The 15,612-nt window shown below is 72.4% G+C and carries 16 protein-coding genes; 3 read left to right on the top strand and 13 right to left on the bottom strand.

The features are described from left to right. Positions 1–84 precede the first annotated feature (84 nt). The 8 genes from rnc to fakA form a co-directional block, all read right to left on the bottom strand. A complete protein-coding gene (gene rnc, locus IE182_RS13300) occupies positions 85–882 on the bottom strand; it encodes a ribonuclease III (RefSeq protein ID WP_190109976.1) in 798 nt (265 codons plus the stop codon). Positions 883–901: 19 nt separating this feature from the next. After that, a complete protein-coding gene (gene rpmF / locus IE182_RS13295; RefSeq protein WP_086575354.1) occupies positions 902–1,075 on the bottom strand; it encodes a 50S ribosomal protein L32 in 174 nt (57 codons plus the stop codon). A 2-nt stretch (positions 1,076–1,077) separates the two neighbouring features. After that, on the bottom strand, positions 1,078–1,674 hold the full coding sequence (locus IE182_RS13290; RefSeq protein ID WP_190109975.1) for a YceD family protein: 597 nt from the start codon (positions 1,672–1,674) through the stop codon (positions 1,078–1,080). Between the two features lie 193 nt (positions 1,675–1,867). Further along, positions 1,868–2,986 (bottom strand): F0F1 ATP synthase subunit B, encoded by a 1,119-nt coding sequence (locus IE182_RS13285; protein ID WP_190109974.1) that lies wholly within the window; start codon positions 2,984–2,986, stop codon positions 1,868–1,870. A gap of 114 nt (positions 2,987–3,100) precedes the next feature. Then, positions 3,101–3,610: a pantetheine-phosphate adenylyltransferase gene (coaD, locus tag IE182_RS13280; protein ID WP_190109973.1), complete on the bottom strand. Its 510-nt coding sequence runs from the start codon at positions 3,608–3,610 to the stop codon at positions 3,101–3,103. Continuing rightward, positions 3,607–4,206 carry a 16S rRNA (guanine(966)-N(2))-methyltransferase RsmD gene (rsmD, locus tag IE182_RS13275; RefSeq protein ID WP_190109972.1) on the bottom strand — a complete coding sequence of 200 codons (600 nt, stop codon included), beginning with the start codon at positions 4,204–4,206 and terminating at the stop codon, positions 3,607–3,609. The genes coaD and rsmD overlap by 4 nt, the downstream gene beginning before the upstream one ends. 103 nt (positions 4,207–4,309) lie before the next feature. Continuing rightward, on the bottom strand, positions 4,310–7,552 hold the full coding sequence (locus tag IE182_RS13270) for a helicase-related protein (RefSeq protein WP_190110050.1): 3,243 nt from the start codon (positions 7,550–7,552) through the stop codon (positions 4,310–4,312). A gap of 82 nt (positions 7,553–7,634) precedes the next feature. Then, the gene (gene fakA / locus IE182_RS13265; protein ID WP_229844770.1) at positions 7,635–9,344 is read right to left on the bottom strand and encodes a DAK2 domain-containing protein; all 1,710 of its coding nucleotides are present in this window, start codon (positions 9,342–9,344) and stop codon (positions 7,635–7,637) included. A 246-nt stretch (positions 9,345–9,590) separates the two neighbouring features. Between fakA and rpmB the strand changes: the two genes are divergently transcribed. After that, the gene (gene rpmB / locus IE182_RS13260) at positions 9,591–9,776 is read left to right on the top strand and encodes a 50S ribosomal protein L28 (protein WP_003957616.1); all 186 of its coding nucleotides are present in this window, start codon (positions 9,591–9,593) and stop codon (positions 9,774–9,776) included. A 114-nt stretch (positions 9,777–9,890) separates the two neighbouring features. On the opposite strand, the gene thiD is transcribed toward rpmB, so the two are convergent. Then, complete coding sequence (gene thiD, locus IE182_RS13255; protein ID WP_190109970.1) at positions 9,891–10,697, bottom strand: bifunctional hydroxymethylpyrimidine kinase/phosphomethylpyrimidine kinase; 807 nt, start codon at positions 10,695–10,697, stop codon at positions 9,891–9,893. Positions 10,698–10,720: 23 nt separating this feature from the next. Continuing rightward, positions 10,721–11,692 (bottom strand): thiamine-phosphate kinase, encoded by a 972-nt coding sequence (locus IE182_RS13250; RefSeq protein WP_190109969.1) that lies wholly within the window; start codon positions 11,690–11,692, stop codon positions 10,721–10,723. A gap of 146 nt (positions 11,693–11,838) precedes the next feature. Here IE182_RS13250 and IE182_RS13245 point away from each other — a divergent pair, with 146 nt between their 5' ends. Next, positions 11,839–12,072 carry an Lrp/AsnC ligand binding domain-containing protein gene (locus tag IE182_RS13245; protein ID WP_190109968.1) on the top strand — a complete coding sequence of 78 codons (234 nt, stop codon included), beginning with the start codon at positions 11,839–11,841 and terminating at the stop codon, positions 12,070–12,072. 20 nt (positions 12,073–12,092) lie between these two features. After that, positions 12,093–12,572, top strand: coding sequence for a DUF3515 domain-containing protein (locus tag IE182_RS13240; protein WP_190109967.1), 480 nt, complete (start codon positions 12,093–12,095; stop codon positions 12,570–12,572). A 7-nt stretch (positions 12,573–12,579) separates the two neighbouring features. Here the strand turns inward: IE182_RS13240 and IE182_RS13235 are convergent, their stop codons facing one another. Genes IE182_RS13235 through IE182_RS13225 form a run of 3 tightly spaced genes read right to left on the bottom strand, consistent with a single transcriptional unit; the run spans position 12,580 to position 15,522 of the window. Next, positions 12,580–13,728, bottom strand: coding sequence for a D-alanine--D-alanine ligase family protein (locus tag IE182_RS13235; protein WP_190109966.1), 1,149 nt, complete (start codon positions 13,726–13,728; stop codon positions 12,580–12,582). 34 nt (positions 13,729–13,762) lie between these two features. Next, the gene (locus IE182_RS13230) at positions 13,763–14,764 is read right to left on the bottom strand and encodes an NAD(P)H-dependent glycerol-3-phosphate dehydrogenase (protein WP_190109965.1); all 1,002 of its coding nucleotides are present in this window, start codon (positions 14,762–14,764) and stop codon (positions 13,763–13,765) included. Further along, entirely contained in the window at positions 14,761–15,522 is a 762-nt protein-coding gene (locus IE182_RS13225; protein WP_190109964.1) for a lysophospholipid acyltransferase family protein, read from the bottom strand. The genes IE182_RS13230 and IE182_RS13225 overlap by 4 nt, the downstream gene beginning before the upstream one ends. Positions 15,523–15,612 lie beyond the last annotated feature (90 nt).

The following is a 15,612-nucleotide window of genomic DNA, read 5'->3' as shown; positions in this document are numbered from 1 at the left end:
GGTGCGTCCGATTCCGGCAACGCCGGGCGGGCCCGTGGGACCCGCCCGGCGTTCCGGGATCGTGTGGACGGCGCAGCGGCGCCATCAGGCGGTGGGCTCGGTGCCCCCCGCTGCGGCGGCCTCCTCGGCGGCGGCCTTGTCGGCCGCCAGGCGTGCCTCCGCGGCACTGTTGATGGCGCGCCAGGCGGACTCGGCCGCCTGCTGCTCCGCTTCCTTCTTGCTGCGGCCGGTGCCGGTGCCGTACGCGACACCACCGACGCGGGCAGCAGCCGTGAAGGTCTTCTCGTGGTCGGGACCGGTCTCGGAGACCAGGTACTCCGGCACACCGAGGCCCTCGGTTGCGGTCAGCTCCTGGAGGCTGGTCTTCCAGTCCAGGCCGGCGCCGAGGTTCGAGGACTTCTCGATCAGCGGATCGAAGAGCCGGTGCACCAGCTCGGCAGCGGCTTCGAGCCCCTGGTCGAGATAGACCGCACCGATGACCGCTTCCAGCGTGTCCGCGAGGATCGACGCCTTGTCCCGTCCGCCCGTGCCCTCTTCGCCCCGGCCGAGCCGGATGAAGGAGCCGAGGTCGAGGCCGCGGCCGACCTCCGCCAGTGCGCGCGAGTTGACCACCGCGGCCCGCAGCTTGGCCAGCTGGCCTTCGGGCAGGTCGGGGTGGATGCGGTACAGCGTGTCCGTGACCACCAGGCCGAGCACCGAGTCCCCGAGGAACTCCAGTCGCTCGTTGGTGGGCAGGCCGCCGTTCTCGTACGCGTAGGAACGATGCGTCAGCGCACGCACCAGAAGGGCGGACTCAAGGTTGTACCCGAGCCGCCCTTCCAGAAGCGTGTGAGACGAGGCCGTGTCCGCCGACGCCTTCTTCGGCGTAGTGGCGTCTGACATGAAGCCTGTCACCCGCCGATCAGACCGCGAGGACCTGGCGCTTGTTGTAGGTGCCGCAGCTGGGGCACGCGATGTGCTGCTGCTTCGGCTCGTGGCAGCGCTCGCACGCCACCAGGGGGGTGACCGCAGCCTTCCACTGCGACCGGCGGTGGCGCGTGTTGCTGCGCGACATCTTCCGCTTCGGAACAGCCACGGCTACTTCTCCTGTGAGTCATCCCCGTTGGCACGGGGTGCGTTGTCCTTCTCGCCGTCCTGGTCGGAACCAGCGAGCTCCTGCAGTGCCGCCCAACGGATGTCGACGGCATCGTGGTGGTGGTCCGGGTCGTCCGCCAGCCGTGCCCCGCACTCGGAGCACAGGCCAGGGCAGTCTTCCTGGCACACCGGCTGCAGCGGCAGTGAGAGCACCACCGCGTCCCGCAGCACGGGTTCGAGGTCGAACAAGTCGGCCTCAAGGAAGAGCATGTCCTCCTCATCGTCCTCGGCGTCGTCGCCGGTGTCCGCGGGGCGGCTCCGGTCGTCGGCGTCGGGGTAGGAGAACATCTCCTGGAAGTCCGCTTCGAGCTCTCGCTCCAGCGGCTCCAGACACCTTACGCACTCCCCGGTGAGCGGTGCACGGGCGGTGCCTGTGACGAGCACCCCTTCCATGACCGACTCCAGCCGGAGGTCGAGCTCCAGCGCCGCGCCCTCGGGCACGCCGATGACCTCGATGCCGAGGTCCTGCGGGGCGGGGACGGAGCGGGAGACCCTCTTCAGCGCACCGGGACGCCGGCCCAGCTCGCGCGTATCGAACACGAGAGGGTTACGGGGGTCGAGGCGGGCGTTCAGGGCTTCCTGCTTTCTACGCTGCGGTGAGGCGGCCCCCTGGGTGCACGGAGCACATAAAGGGCAGCCCGGATCGCGGACGTACACGCGACCGAAGAGCCAGGATACTGGACGGGCCGCCGTGGGCCCAATCCGCACCCGGGCGGCGCCGGACGGCGGGCCGTCAGCGCCCCTGCTCGTACCGCCTGAGCTGGTCGAGGTCGATCATCGAGGTGTCGAAGAGGCTGGTCTCGTCGAGCGCCGCGCCCTGCTGCTGCCCCTGGGGGTGCTGGGGCTGGTGCACCTGGTGGGGCTGCTGCAGCGGCTCCGCGTAGCCCTCGGCGGCCCCGTACGCCTGCCCGCCGTCCTGGGTGTGCCAGGCGTACGGATCGGGCTGCTGGTAGCCGCCCTGGACCGCGTACGGGTCGGTGTGGGGCACGTAGTGCTGTTGCTGCTGGGGATAGCCGTAGGGGTCCTGCTGGGCGGGGTGGACCACCGCGGGGGTGGCGTAGTCGGCCCACACGGGCTCCTGGGGCTGCGGGGCCTCCTGGGGCGGGGCATAGGGCCGGTGCGGCGCCTCCTGGGGCGCGGCCAGCTCGGCGAGGAAGTCGGCGTCGCTGGTGGGGCGGCCCGGCGCGCGCAGGCCGTCCTGGGCGGCCATGTGGGCACCCAGCTCGTCGGCGGGGCGGGCCCCGAGGAGCTTCTCGCGGCCCCGGCCGACGGCCTCCAGGGTCTTGGCCAGCACGGCGGAGACCGCACCCAGCTTGGCGTCGACGTAGGCGTCGGCGCTGCGGCGCTGGGTGGCGGGGTCGCCGCTGCGCTCGGGTGCGTCGGCGTCGAAGTCCCCGGCCGCGTCGCCGGGCAGGCCCAGGAGCTTCTCCCGGCCCCGGTCGACGGAACCGATGGTCTTGGTGAGGACGACCTCGAAGTTGGCGAGCTTGCCGTCGACGTAGTCGTCGGCGCCGGCACGGATCTCCTCGGCCTCCCGGCGGGCCTCGGCGAGGATGCGGTCGGCCTCCTCCTGGGAGTGGCGGGCGACCTCGGTGTCGGAGATCAGGCTGCCGCGCTGGGCGCGGGCGGACTCCAGGATGCGCTCGGCCTCCTCGCGGGCGTCGGCGACGAGCTGCTCACGGCCGCCGATGACCTCCCGCGCCTGGGCCAGCGAGCCGGGCAGGGCGGCCCGGACCTCCTCCAGCAGGGCCAGCAGCTCGGCCCGGTTCACCACGCACGACGCCGACATCGGCAGGGCACGGGCTCCGGCGACGGTCGTGACGATCTCGTCGAGCTTCTTCTGGACGTCCACGTGGGCGCTCGCCGCCTTCTTGCTCCCGGGGGGCCTCGCGGCCGCCGCTACCGAACGGGACGACTGTACGGCCGGGGACCCCGGCGCCACAGCTACTGATGAATCGTCAGATCGTCAGGGCCGGGCGAGCCGCTCGTCGAGCGCCTCCAGCACCAGCGGCGGCACCAGGTGGGACACGTCGCCGCCCCAGGCCGCGACCTCCTTGACCAGGCTGGAGGAGAGGAAGCTGTAGGTCGGGTTGGTCGGCACGAACAGGGTCTCGACGCCCGAGAGGCCGTTGTTCATCTGGGCCATCTGCAGCTCGTAGTCGAAGTCGCTGACGGCTCGCAGGCCCTTGACGATGGCGGGGATGTCGCGCTGCTTGCAGAAGTCGACGAGCAGGCCGTGGAAGGACTCCACCCGCACGTTGCCGTACTCGGCGGTGACCTGCCGCAGCAGCTCTATCCGCTCGTCGACGGTGAACATGCCCTGCTTCGACTTGTTGATCATCACGGCGACGTGCACCACGTCGTACAGCTTGGAAGCGCGGGCGATGATGTCGAGGTGTCCATTGGTGACGGGGTCGAACGACCCCGGACAGACGGCGCGGCGCAACGGTGGTTCCTCGCTCTCCGGTCCATTCATGACGTGCCTGACTCGGTGTCGGCAGTGCACGCCGAGGCGGCGCGACCGTACCAAAGCGTCCCCTCGCCGTAGCGACGGGCCCTCAGTGCGTCGAAGCCGTCCGGCCAGCGGAATTCCCCGCCCCTGGTGCTCCGCTCCACGGTGACCAATGCATCGTCGGCGAGCCAGCCCCGGGTGCGGAGTGTGAGCAGGATCTCGCGGAGGTCGTCGTCGCCGACGACGTAGGGCGGGTCGAGGAAGACCACGTCGTACGGGGCCGCCGGCGGCGCGCCGGCGACGACCTGCTCGGCCTTGCCGCTGCGCACCTCGGCGCCCGGCATGCCGATGGCGCGGACGTTGTCGCGGATGACCTTCACCGCGCGGGCGTCGGCCTCGACCAGCAGGACGTGCGCGGCGCCGCGCGAGAGCGCCTCCAGTCCGACCGCGCCCGAGCCGCCGTACAGGTCCAGGACCCGGGCGCCGTCCAGGGTGCCGAGCAGGGAGACCCAGGTGGAGAACAGGCCCTCGCGCGCCCGGTCGGAGGTCGGTCGGGTGCCGGTGCCGGGTGGCACGGCCAGGCGGCGTCCGCCGGCGGTGCCGGCGATCACGCGGGTCATGGGTGTCGAGTCCTTCGCGGTGGGGTGACGGTGCGGCGGGGGCCGCCGCACCCTTCAGCGTATGGCGTCGGCCGTGCGCGGGCGCTGCGGGTGCCGCCGGGGCTCATCCCTTGTCGAGGAACTCCTCCCGCTCCCGGTCCAGCAGGGCGTCCAGTGCGGTGCGCAGGGCGGGCAGGGCGGCCAGCTCGGGGTCGGCGGCGACGATCGCGCCGGCCTCCTCGCGGGCGGCCGCGATGACGTCCTCGTCGTCGATGACGGTGAGCATCCGCAGGCTGGAGCGGACGCCGGACTGGGCCTGGCCGAGCACGTCGCCCTCCCTGCGCTGTTCGAGGTCGATGCGGGAGAGCTCGAAGCCGTCCAGCGTGCGTGCGACCGCGTCCAGCCGGGTCCGCGCCGGGCTCGCCTCGAACGCCTCGCTGACCAGCAGGCACAGCCCGGGGGCCGAGCCGCGGCCCACCCGGCCGCGCAGCTGGTGGAGCTGGGAGACGCCGAAGCGGTCCGCATCCATGATCACCATCACGGTGGAGTTGGGCACGTTCACGCCGACCTCGATGACGGTCGTGGCGACCAGGACGTCGACCTCGCCGGCCGCGAAGCGGCGCATGACGTCGTCCTTCGCCTCCGGCTGCATCCGCCCGTGGAGCACCTCCACGCGCAAGCCGGCCAGCGGCCCGGCGGCGAGCTGCGCGGCGACGTCCAGCACGGCGAGCGGCGGCCGCCGCTCGCCCTCCGCCTCGCCCTTGGCCGCGGCCTTCGCGGCCGGCTTCTCGTCCTCGGCGTCGCCGATGCGCGGGCAGACGACGTACGCCTGGTGGCCGCCCTCCACCTCCTCGCGCACCCGCTCCCAGGTGCGGGCCAGGAAGTGCGGCTTGTCCCTGGCGGGGACCACGTGGGTGGCGATGGGCGAGCGGCCGGCCGGGAGCTGGTCGAGGACGGACGTCTCCAGGTCGCCGAAGACGGTCATGGCGACCGTGCGCGGGATCGGCGTCGCCGTCATCACCAGCAGGTGCGGCGTCCGCCGCTCCCCCCGGGAGTGCCCCTTGGCCCGCAGCGCGTCGCGCTGCTCGACGCCGAAGCGGTGCTGCTCGTCGACGACGACCAGGCCCAGGTCGTGGAACTGCACGGTGTCCTCGATGAGGGCGTGCGTGCCGATGACGATGCCGGCGTCGCCCGTGACGAGGTCGAGCAGCGCCTGGCGGCGGGCGGCGGTGCCCATCGAGCCGGTGAGCAGGGCCACCTTCGTGCCGTGCTCGGCGCCGCCGAGCATGCCGCCCTCGGCGAGGTCGCCCATCATCTCCGTGATGGACCGGTGGTGCTGCTGGGCGAGGACCTCGGTGGGGGCGAGCATCGCGGCCTGGCCGCCCGTGTCGACGACGCCGAGCATGGCGCGCAGGGCGACCATGGTGTTGTGGGTGACGGTGAAATTGTCCGTCACATAGGCACGATCCGGATGATCCACACTGATGCACTGGACCGGCTTTCTGCCGACGTGCTCGATAGACCGGACTCCCCTACGGAAGGTGTTGTACTTGCGCCGTTCCACAAGGCGCGCTGCCTTGCGTTCGAGCCGGAACGGCGTGAACTCCGTGGGCATGGCCACAGACACGTTGAATGCTTGCTTCTTCGGCAGGACCCGGGCCCGCCCTCCCAGGGATCGCACCAGCCAGGCCACGTCCTCGGCCAATGCCCGGGACACCGAGCAGAAGGAAACGCTGTACCCGTTCTTGTCGACGGTGCCGTCCGTGTCCATCAGCCCCTGCAAGACAGCGAGCCTGTCCTTGACCGGTGCTGTCCTGTAGGCATCGGGGACGAATTTGGTGTGCGAGGTCGCTCCCCACAGCTCCAGGTCACGCAGCGCCTGGATCACGGGGTTTCGCCGGACGCCTCCGGTCGGCCCGGGCAGCCGGACGAGGTAGTCGCACCGGGAGTCCTGCTTGGGCACGACCACGCACGGCTCGGGCAGTGCGGCACGAACAGCCTCGACGATCTGCTCGTCCATGGTCGAGAAGGCGAGATTGTGTCGGAAGGTGCCGTCCCCCAGCAGCACACCCATGACGTAGGGATCGAGCGGCGCCTCTCCCACCCGCTCAAGATCCACTGGTGTCGCCGCGGGCAGGTACCACTTGGACGAGCCATTGGGCTTGTGAAGATCTTCACGCATCTGCCGAGTCGTGAGGATCTGCGGCTCGTCTCCCCTGTGCCAGGAGCAGCTCGTCGCGACGATCCACAGATGCTCGTCGTCGCACTCGACGACGGTGTCGTCGGAGAGCACGAGGCGCCACACTTCCCGCTCGCCCTGCGGGAAGACACCACTGATCGACGCGATCTCGCCTGAGGGGGTGACGACCTGGTCACCAGCCTGGAGGTCGCCCATCAGACGAAAGCCGGTGGGTGTCAACACCTGGGAGTCGAGCGGCTGCGCCTTCCCGGAGCCGACCTCTCCCTGCAGCAGGCGGTGCATGGGGTGCTCGGTGGCGAGGTCGTCGAAGATCTCGGCGGAGACCTTGCGCTGCCCGTCGGTGAGGGTGAAGGGCAGCCTGGCGTCGAAGGCGGCGAGCAGGCCGTCGGCGAGCGGCTTGCGGGGCACGGCCGGCAGCTGGGAGTCGGCGTGCCGGCGGCGGGCGAGGGCGACCTGCAGGACGAACGCCTCGTCCCACTTGAGCCGGTCCCGGGCGTCCTCGATCTCGGCCTTGGAGCGGGGGCGGTGCACCTTGCGGAACGCCTCGGGCAGCGGGAGCAGGCCGCGGCCCGTGCGCAGCGCGTCCGGCAGGGGGTCGACGACGCTCTCCCAGCCGGTCGCCTCCATCGAGGCGAGCAGCACGTCGAGGGCGTTGGAGATCTTCCAGGACTCCATCTGGGAGCAGGCCGGGTAGAGCGGGATCAGCTGGTTGGCCCACGCCTCGACGGCGTCCGCGCCGCTGTCCTTGCCGAGCATCTCGTAGGCGGGGTGCGAGAGCTGGCGGATGTTGCGGAAGGTGCCGACCTTGCCCGCGAACATGCCGCGGCGCCCGGGGACCAGCTCCTTCTGGTGGTGGTAGATCGACCTGCCGAAGAAGACCAGCTGCAGCCGGCCGCTGCCGTCGGTGAGCGTGACCTCCAGACGCTGGCCCCGGCCGTTGTTGAACTTGTGCACGCGGGCGTCGGAGACCTGCGCGACGACGGTGACGTGCTCGTCGAGCGGCAGGTCGGCTAGCCGGGTCAGCTCGCCGCGCTCGGCGTAGCGGCGCGGGTAGTGGTGCAGCAGGTCGCCGACCGTGTGCAGGTCGAGGTGCTCGGCCAGCACCTTCGCGGTGTTGCCGCCGAGCGTCTTCTTGAGTGGTTCGTCGAGCGCGGGCACGCAACCTATTGCACACCACGCCGCTGACAACGGGCCCCAGGCGGCCCTGGGGCGGCCCTGTGCGATGCCCTCCGGGGGGCCCTTATGCGACTTACTCGATGCCGATGAGCAGGGGCGCGGCCTGCTGGCCGCCCCGGTAGACCACGGTGTCCACGGCGAGGTGGCCGCGGCGCACGTGGCGGCGCAGGCGGTCGGCGACGCCGTCGGGGACGCCGTCGCCCAGCACGAGGGTGACCATTTCGCCGCCCGCCGCGAGCATGCGGTCCAGGACGGTCTCGGCGGTTCCTGCCAGCTCCGCGCCGATGACGGCGACGTCGCCGTCGATGAGGCCGAGCACGTCCCCGGCCTGGCAGACGCCGGCCATCGTCCAGGACTGGCGCTCGGCGACGACGAGCTCCGCGTAGCGGGTGGCGCCGGCGGCGGCGGTCATGGCGACGACGTCCTCGTCGAAGCGCCGGCCGGATTCGTGGACGGCGAGCGCGGCGATGCCCTGGACCGGGGAGCGGGTGGGGATGAGGGCGACGCGTACGCCCTCGGTGCGCGCCTGCTCGGCGGCCGCGGCGGCGGTGTGCCGCAGGTCGGCGTCGTTGGGCAGCAGCACGACCTCGCGCGCGTGGGCGCGCCGGATCGCCTGCAGCAGTTCGCCGGCGGCGGGCGGCTCGCCCGGCCGGACGGCCACGACGGTGGCCCCGGCCTCGCCGCACAGCGCCGCGAGGCCCGCGCCGGGCACGACGGCGACGACGGCCCGCTGGGCGGGCTCGGCGACCCGGGTGCGCTCCTCGGCGGCGCCGCCGAAGTGGGTGATGCGGATGCGGTACGGGCGGCCGGCGTCGACGCCCGCCTCGACGGCGGCACCGGCGTCGTCGACGTGCACGTGGACGTTCCACAGCCCGTCGCCGCCGACGACCACGAGGGACTCGCCCAGTGCGTCCAGCCGCGCCCGCAGGCGCGCCACGGCGGCGTCGTCGGCCTCCAGCAGGTAGATCACCTCGAAGGCGGGGCCGGCTCCCGGGAACGTGTCACCGCCGAGGTCGGCCGGGCAGCCTTCCGTCTGCCACGCGCGCGTGCCGCGAGGGACCGCAGCGGCCGGCGGGCGCGGGGCGGGCGTCCCGCCGGCCAGCGCGGCGGCGAGGGCGCCCAGGACCTCGACCAGGCCCTTGCCGCCCGCATCGACCACACCGGCCCGGCCGAGCACCTCCAGCTGGCCGGGCGTGGCCTCCAGGGCGGCCGCGGCGCCGTCGTGGGCGGCCCGGGCGACGGCCGCCCCGTCGCCGCCGGTCGTGGCGGCGGCCTCGGCGGCGGCCGCGGCGACGGTGAGCACGGTGCCCTCGACGGGCCGGGCCACGCCCTCGTAGGCGGACTCGACCGCGCGGCGCAGGGCGCGGCGCAGCAGGGCGGCGTCGTCGGAGCCGGGAGCCGGGGCCGGGGTCGCGTCGTCGGGGCCGGCGGTTCGGTGACTCGCGTCACGGGCCGGGGCCAGGATTTCCGCCATGCCGCGCAGCAGCTGGGCCAGGATCGTGCCGGAGTTCCCGCGGGCCCCTATGAGCGCGCCGTGGGCCATGGCCCGCACGGCCTCGGCCAGGCCCGGACGGGAGGCGGGGCCGGTGGTGGCGTGGCCCTCGAAGACGGCCTCGACGGCGCGGGCGGCGGACTCGACGGTCAGGTAGAGGTTGGTGCCGGTGTCGCCGTCCGCGACGGGGTAGACGTTGATCGCGTCGATCTCCTCGCGGCTGCGGCCCAGTGCGTCGAGGGCCAGGGCGCACCAGGCGCGTACCGCGTCGGCGTCCAGCGGGAGCGGCACCTGTGTCCTCCTCGGACTCTCGGGGCTGGGGGGCAGTGCTGGAGCAGAGTAGTCCCGGTGCCGCGCCCCGGGGGCGGACCGGGCGGGGTCCGGGGCGGTCATGGTAGTTTCGTTGTCCAGGAGCGGTCGTTGTATGCTGCTCCGGTTGCCTGATGAAAATCAGGCCATCCCCTGGCAAGCCAGTCACCTTACGACCCGGCACGCCGGGATTTCCCGTAAGTGCATCTGAAGTCTTTGGAGTGACCCGTGGCTGCCAACTGCGACGTCTGCGGCAAGGGGCCGGGCTTCGGCAACAACATTTCGCACTCGCACCGCCGTACGTCCCGTCGCTGGAACCCGAACATCCAGCGTGTGCGTGCCGTGGTCGGTCGGACGCCGAAGCGCCTCAATGTCTGCACCTCGTGCATCAAGGCCGGCAAGGTCTCGCGCTAACTAGCTAGTAGCGCGGCAGCCTCGCCGCCCTTGAAAGCCGGTCTCCCTTCGGGGCGGCCGGCTTTTTGCTGTCCCCCCTCGTGTGAGGACGGGGGGTCCGGGGCGGAGCCCCGGTTACGGGAAGGGGCGGGACCGGGGAAACGTCCACCCGTGGTCCACCGGGCCTATGCCCCGGCCCAGCGCGAAGCCCGCCGCGATCGCGCCCGTCACATAGACCTTGGCCTGCTCCACCGCCTCCGGCACCGGCAGCCCCTTCGCGAGCCCGGCGGCGATCGCACTCGCCAGCGTGCAGCCCGTCCCGTGCGTGTGCCGGTTGTCGTGGCGCGGCGCCCGGAGCCGGTGTTCCTCCGTGCCGTCCGTCAGGAGGTCGACGGCTTCGCCCGCCAGGTGGCCGCCCTTGATCAGGGCCCAGCGCGGCCCGTACGACAGCACCGCGTCCGCCGCCCGGCGCAGGTCGGCCTCGGAGGTCACCCGGACGCCCGTCAGCCACGCCACCTCGTCCAGGTTGGGCGTGGCGACCGTGGCCCGCGGCAGCAGCTTCGTGCGGACCGCGTCGAGCGCGGAGGCCGCCAGCAGGGCGTCGCCGTGCTTGGAGATGCCCACCGGGTCGACGACCACGGGCGCGGGCACGTCGGCCAGCAGCTCCGCCACCGTCTCCACCAGCTCTGCCGAGGCGAGCATGCCGGTCTTGACGGCCTGGACGCCGATGTCGTCGACGACGCTGCGGACCTGGGCCCGTACGGCCTCGGCCGGCAGGGGCCAGGCGCCCTGGACGCCCAGGGAGTTCTGCGCGGTCACCGCGGTGACCGCGCTCATGCCGTGCACCCCGAGGGCGAGCATCGTCTTCAGGTCGGCCTGGATGCCCGCGCCGCCCCCGGAGTCGGATCCGGCGACGGTGAGCACCCTCGGGGGTATGCGCATGCGCCGAATCTACTCGCCGTCCGTCATTCGCCGGGTTCGAGGTCCCCGAAGTGGTCCCAGCCGCCGGCCTTGTCCCAGGGGGCGCCGTCGACGGTGACCTGGGGCAGGGCGGAGGGGTTGACGACCTCGCCGATGACCTTCCAGCGGGCCGGCAGCTTCACGTCCGGCGGGAAGGTGGCCACGATGGCGTGGTCCTCTCCCCCAGTCAGCACCCACTGCAGCGGGTCGACGCCGACGGCCTGTCCGATGTCGGACATCTGGGTGGGGACGTCGATGGCGGCCGTGCGCAGGTCGATGCGGACCTTGCTGGCCTCGGCGATGTGGCCGAGGTCGGCGATGAGGCCGTCGCTGACGTCCGTCATGGCGGTGGCGCCGAGCGCGGCGGCCGCGGGGCCCGCGTGGTACGGGGGTTCGGGGCGCCGGTGGGCCTCGACGAAGGCGCGCGGCGAGCGGAAGCCGCGGGAGAGCACGGCGAGGCCGGCCGCGGACCAGCCCAGCCAGCCGGTGACGGCGACGACGTCGCCGGCCCGGGCGCCGGCCCGGGTGACCGGTTCGGCGTTGCGCAGGTCGCCCAGCGCCGTGATGGCCACGGTGATGGTGTCGCCGCGCACGACGTCCCCGCCGACCACGGCCGCGCCCGCGACCTGGCATTCGTCGCGGATGCCGTCCATGAGCTCGGTCGGCCAGGTGGCGGGGAGCTCGGCGGGCACGACGAGGCCCAGCAGGACGGCGGTGGGCACCGCGCCCATGGCGGCGATGTCGGCGAGGTTCTGCGCCGTGGCCTTGCGGCCGACGTCGTAGGCGGTGGACCAGTCGCGGCGGAAGTGCCGTCCTTCGAGGAGGACGTCCGTACTGGCCACGACCCGGCGGTCGGGCGCCGCGACCACCGCGGCGTCGTCACCCGGCCCGAGCCGGACCGCCGGGGTGGTGGTGAGCCGGGAGGTCAGCTCTCTGATGAGCCCGAACTCCCCCAACTCGCCCACGGTGCCTTTCACTGAGCTCCTCCTCGGAGTGTCGGTTGCCCTGTTCGTGACGTGTTCCGCGCCGCGCAGGCCGCGCGGGTCTCCCCGCACCGTGCGGCGACGCGGTACCGTGGCGTCTCTTCTCCCCCCATGATCCTCGAAGCCGCCCTGGAGGTTCCGTGGTACAGGCGTACATCCTGATCCAGACCGAGGTCGGCAAGGCGTCGACCGTGGCCGAAGTCATCGGAAGGATCGACGGAGTGATCCAGGCCGAGGACGTCACCGGGCCGTACGACGTCATCGTGCGCGCCCAGGCGGACACGGTGGACGAGCTCGGCCGGATGGTGGTCGCGCAAGTCCAGAAGGTGGAGGGCATCACCCGCACCCTCACCTGTCCGGTCGTCCATATCTAGGTCCCCCGTATGCTCGGCCGGTGAAGTTCTCGCTCCGCCGGCCCTTCGGCCTGCCCGCCGTCGCCCTGCTGTCCGCCTGTGCCGCCTGCTCTGCCACGGACGGACCGGCGGGCCCGGCGGTGCCCACGCCGTCGGCGCGGCAGGCGGTGCTCTGCCGGGCGCTGCACGGGGAGCTGCCCGCCGACGTGGACGGTCTCAAGAAGCGTGCCACCGATCCCGTCTCGGACTTCACCGCCGCCTGGGGAGGCGGCCCGTCGGTCACGTTGCGCTGCGGGGTGCCGAAGCCCGCGTCGGTCGCGCGGGCCACGGGTTCGGTGGAGATCGACGGGGTCGGCTGGGTGCCCGAGGAGCTGAAGGACGGCTCCGTGCGCTGCACCACGGTGCTGCGCGAGGCGACGGTGGAGGTCACGCTCCCGAAGAAGACGTCCGGTGGCTTCGGCGCTCTCTCGGACCTCGCCGAAGCCATCCGGAAGACGATCCCCGAGGGGATCGCCGAGTAGCCGTCCCCTAGCGCAGGCCGGTCGGCCGCCGCAGGGCGGCCTGGATGAGCCGGTCGACCAGCTCGGGGTAGGCGACGCCGGTCTTCTGCCACATGAGCGGGTACATGGAGATGGGCGTGAAGCCCGGCATGGTGTTGATCTCGTTGATCACGAACTCGCCGTCCTCGGTGAGGAAGAAGTCCGCGCGGACCAGTCCCTCGCAGGAGGCGGCGTCGAAGGCGAGGACGGCCAGCTCCTGGACCCGGCGGGTCTCCTCCTCGCTCAGCGGGGCGGGGACGATGCCGGAGGCGGAGTCGATGTACTTGGCCTCGAAGTCGTAGAAGTCGTGGGCGGAGACCGGGGGGATCTCGGCGGGCACGCTGGCGCGCGGGCCGTCCTCGAACTCCAGCACGCCGCACTCGATCTCGCGGCCGCGCAGCAACGATTCGACCAGGATCTTCGGGTCGTGGCGCTGCGCCTCGGCGATGGCCTCGTCCAGGCCGGAGAGGTCGTCGACCTTGGTGATGCCGACGGAGGAGCCGGCGCGGGCGGGCTTCACGAAGAGCGGCCAGCCGTGCTCGCCGGCCAGGTCGACGATCTTCTTGCGGGCGGCGGCCGGGTCGGTCTCCCACTCACGGGGGCGGATCACGACGTACGGGCCGACGGGCAGGCCGAAGGAGGTGAAGACGAGCTTCATGTACTCCTTGTCCTGGCCGACGGCGGACGAGAGGACACCCGCGCCGACGTAGGGGATGCCGGCCAGTTCCAGCATGCCCTGCAGGGTGCCGTCCTCGCCGAAGGGGCCGTGCAGCACGGGGAAGACGACGTCGACCTCGCCCAGGGCCTTGGGCATGGCGCCGGGCTCGGTGTAGACGACCTCGCGGCTGGCGGGCGTGACCGGGAGCAGGACGCCGCCCTCGGGCGAGTCGGTGAGCTGCTCGACGCTGGGCAGCGCGCGGTCGGTGATGGCCATCCGCTCGGGGTCGTCGGCGGTGAGCGCCCAACGGCCGTCGGACGTAATGCCGATCGGCAGCACGTCGTACTTGGTGCGGTCGATGGCGCGCAGGACGGCGCCTGCCGTGACCACGGAGATGGCGTGCTCGGAACTGCGGCCGCCGAAGACGACCGCGACACGCGGCTTCCGGGCAGGGCTCTGGGGGGAGGTCTCGCTGCTCATATCGGGTTGAGAGTACCTGGTGGGAGTGGGTGGGTCAGTGGCGCTCGGGCTTGGCGCTGCGGGACATCAGCTCCTTGAGCGCCACCATGGGGGGCTTGCCCTCGTGCACGATGCCGACGACGGTCTCGGTGATCGGCATGTCGACATGGTGACGGACGGCCAGATCGAGCACGCTCTCGCAGGACTTGACGCCCTCGGCCGTCTGCTTGGTGACGGCGATGGTCTCGGCGAGGGTCATGCCGCGGCCGAGGTTGGTGCCGAAGGTGTGGTTGCGCGAGAGCGGGGAGGAGCAGGTGGCGACGAGGTCGCCCATGCCCGCGAGACCGGCGAAGGTGTGCGCGTCGGCGCCCATGGCCAGGCCCAGGCGGGTCGTCTCGGCGAGGCCGCGGGTGATGAGGGACGCCTTGGCGTTGTCGCCCAGGCCCATGCCGTCGGCGATGCCCACGGCCAGGGCGATGACGTTCTTGACGGCGCCGCCCAGTTCGCAGCCGACCACGTCGGTGTTGGTGTAGGGGCGGAAGTAGGCGGTGTGGCAGGCGGCCTGCAGCCGCTTGGCGACGGACTCGTCGTGGCAGGCGACGACGGCGGCGGCGGGCTGCCGGGCGGCGATCTCCTTGGCGAGGTTGGGTCCGGTGAGGACGGCGACCCGGTCCGGGGAGACCTTGGCGACCTCCTCGATGACCTCGCTCATCCGCTTGGCGGTGCCCAGTTCGACGCCCTTCATCAGGGAGACGAGGACGGTGCCGTCGGCCAGCAGCGGCGCCCACTCGGTGAGGTTGCCGCGCAACGTCTGGGAGGGGACGGCCAGGACGGTGAACGCCGCGTCGCGCGCCGCCTCGGCGGGATCGGTGGTGGCCCGGACGGCGGCGGGGAGCTCGACGCCGGGGAGGTAGTCGGGGTTGGTCCGGCCGGTGTTGATGGCGTCCACGAGGGAGGCCCGGCGGCCCCACATGGTGACCTCGCAGCCCGCGTCGGCGAGGATCATCGCGAAGGCGGTGCCCCAGGATCCGGTGCCGTATACGGCGCAACGCGTCACTTGCTGTCCTCCTGCGGCCGGTGGTGGGCTTCCGCGCGGGCCGCGGCGCGGGCCTTCTTGAGGTTGTAGGGCTCGGCCGGGGCCGGCTCGTCTCGCAGTTCCGCCAGGAGCGCGGTGATGGCCTTCATGATGGTGTCGGTGGCCTCGCGCAGCACCTCGCCGGTGGGTTCCCGGTCGTAGTAGGCGGAGAGGTCGACGGGCGGGCCGGCCAGGACCTTGAGGGTCTTGCGGGGGAAGAGCCGGAGCTTCTTCTCCTTGGCGTAGGGCGGCATGGCCTCGTTGGCGCCCCACTGGGCGACGGGGATGACGGGGGCCTTGGTGAGCAGGGCGACGCGGGCAGCGCCCGTCTTGCCCTCCATGGGCCACATGTCGGGGTCCCGGGTGAGGGTGCCCTCGGGGTAGAAGGCCACGCACTCGCCCTTGTTGATGGCGTCCACGGCGGCCCGGAAGGCATTGGCGGCGTCGGTGCTCTCGCGGTAGACGGGGATCTGCCCGGTGCCGCGCAGCACCGCGCCGACGAAGCTGCCCTTGAAGAGGCCGGCCTTGGCGAGGAAGCGCGGGACGCGCCCGGTGTTGTACTGGAAGTGGGCGTACGACAGGGGGTCGAGGTAGGAGTTGTGGTTGACCGCGGTGATGAATCCGCCGTCGGCCGGAATGTGCTCCATTCCCCGCCAGTCCCGCTTGAACAGAACCACGAGCGGCGGTTTCGCCAACACCGCCGCAAAGCGGTACCAGAAGCCGATTCTGTGGCGGGACACTCGGACACCCTTCTGTTGGGACCTGGAAGCTGCGTCGGGCCTGCTGCTCACCCGGGGGCCGGACAAGTGTCGCCCCAGGTACCCGGTCTG

Origin of the sequence: Streptomyces cinnamoneus (assembly GCF_014650495.1) — a bacterium.
GTDB lineage: Bacteria > Actinomycetota > Actinomycetes > Streptomycetales > Streptomycetaceae > Streptomyces > Streptomyces cinnamoneus.
Note: the sequence above shows the minus strand (reverse complement) of the source record. Positions and strands in the feature narration are given on the sequence as shown.

Excerpts from the sequence above, each read along its gene's own strand:
- rsmD (WP_190109972.1), bottom strand. The coding sequence starts at position 4,206 with ATGACCCGCGTGATCGCCGGCACCGCCGGCGGACGCCGCCTGGCCGTG.
- thiD (WP_190109970.1), bottom strand. The coding sequence starts at position 10,697 with ATGCGCATACCCCCGAGGGTGCTCACCGTCGCCGGATCCGACTCCGGG.
- rnc (WP_190109976.1), bottom strand. The coding sequence starts at position 882 with ATGTCAGACGCCACTACGCCGAAGAAGGCGTCGGCGGACACGGCCTCG.
- IE182_RS13235 (WP_190109966.1), bottom strand. The coding sequence starts at position 13,728 with ATGAGCAGCGAGACCTCCCCCCAGAGCCCTGCCCGGAAGCCGCGTGTC.
- coaD (WP_190109973.1), bottom strand. The coding sequence starts at position 3,610 with ATGAATGGACCGGAGAGCGAGGAACCACCGTTGCGCCGCGCCGTCTGT.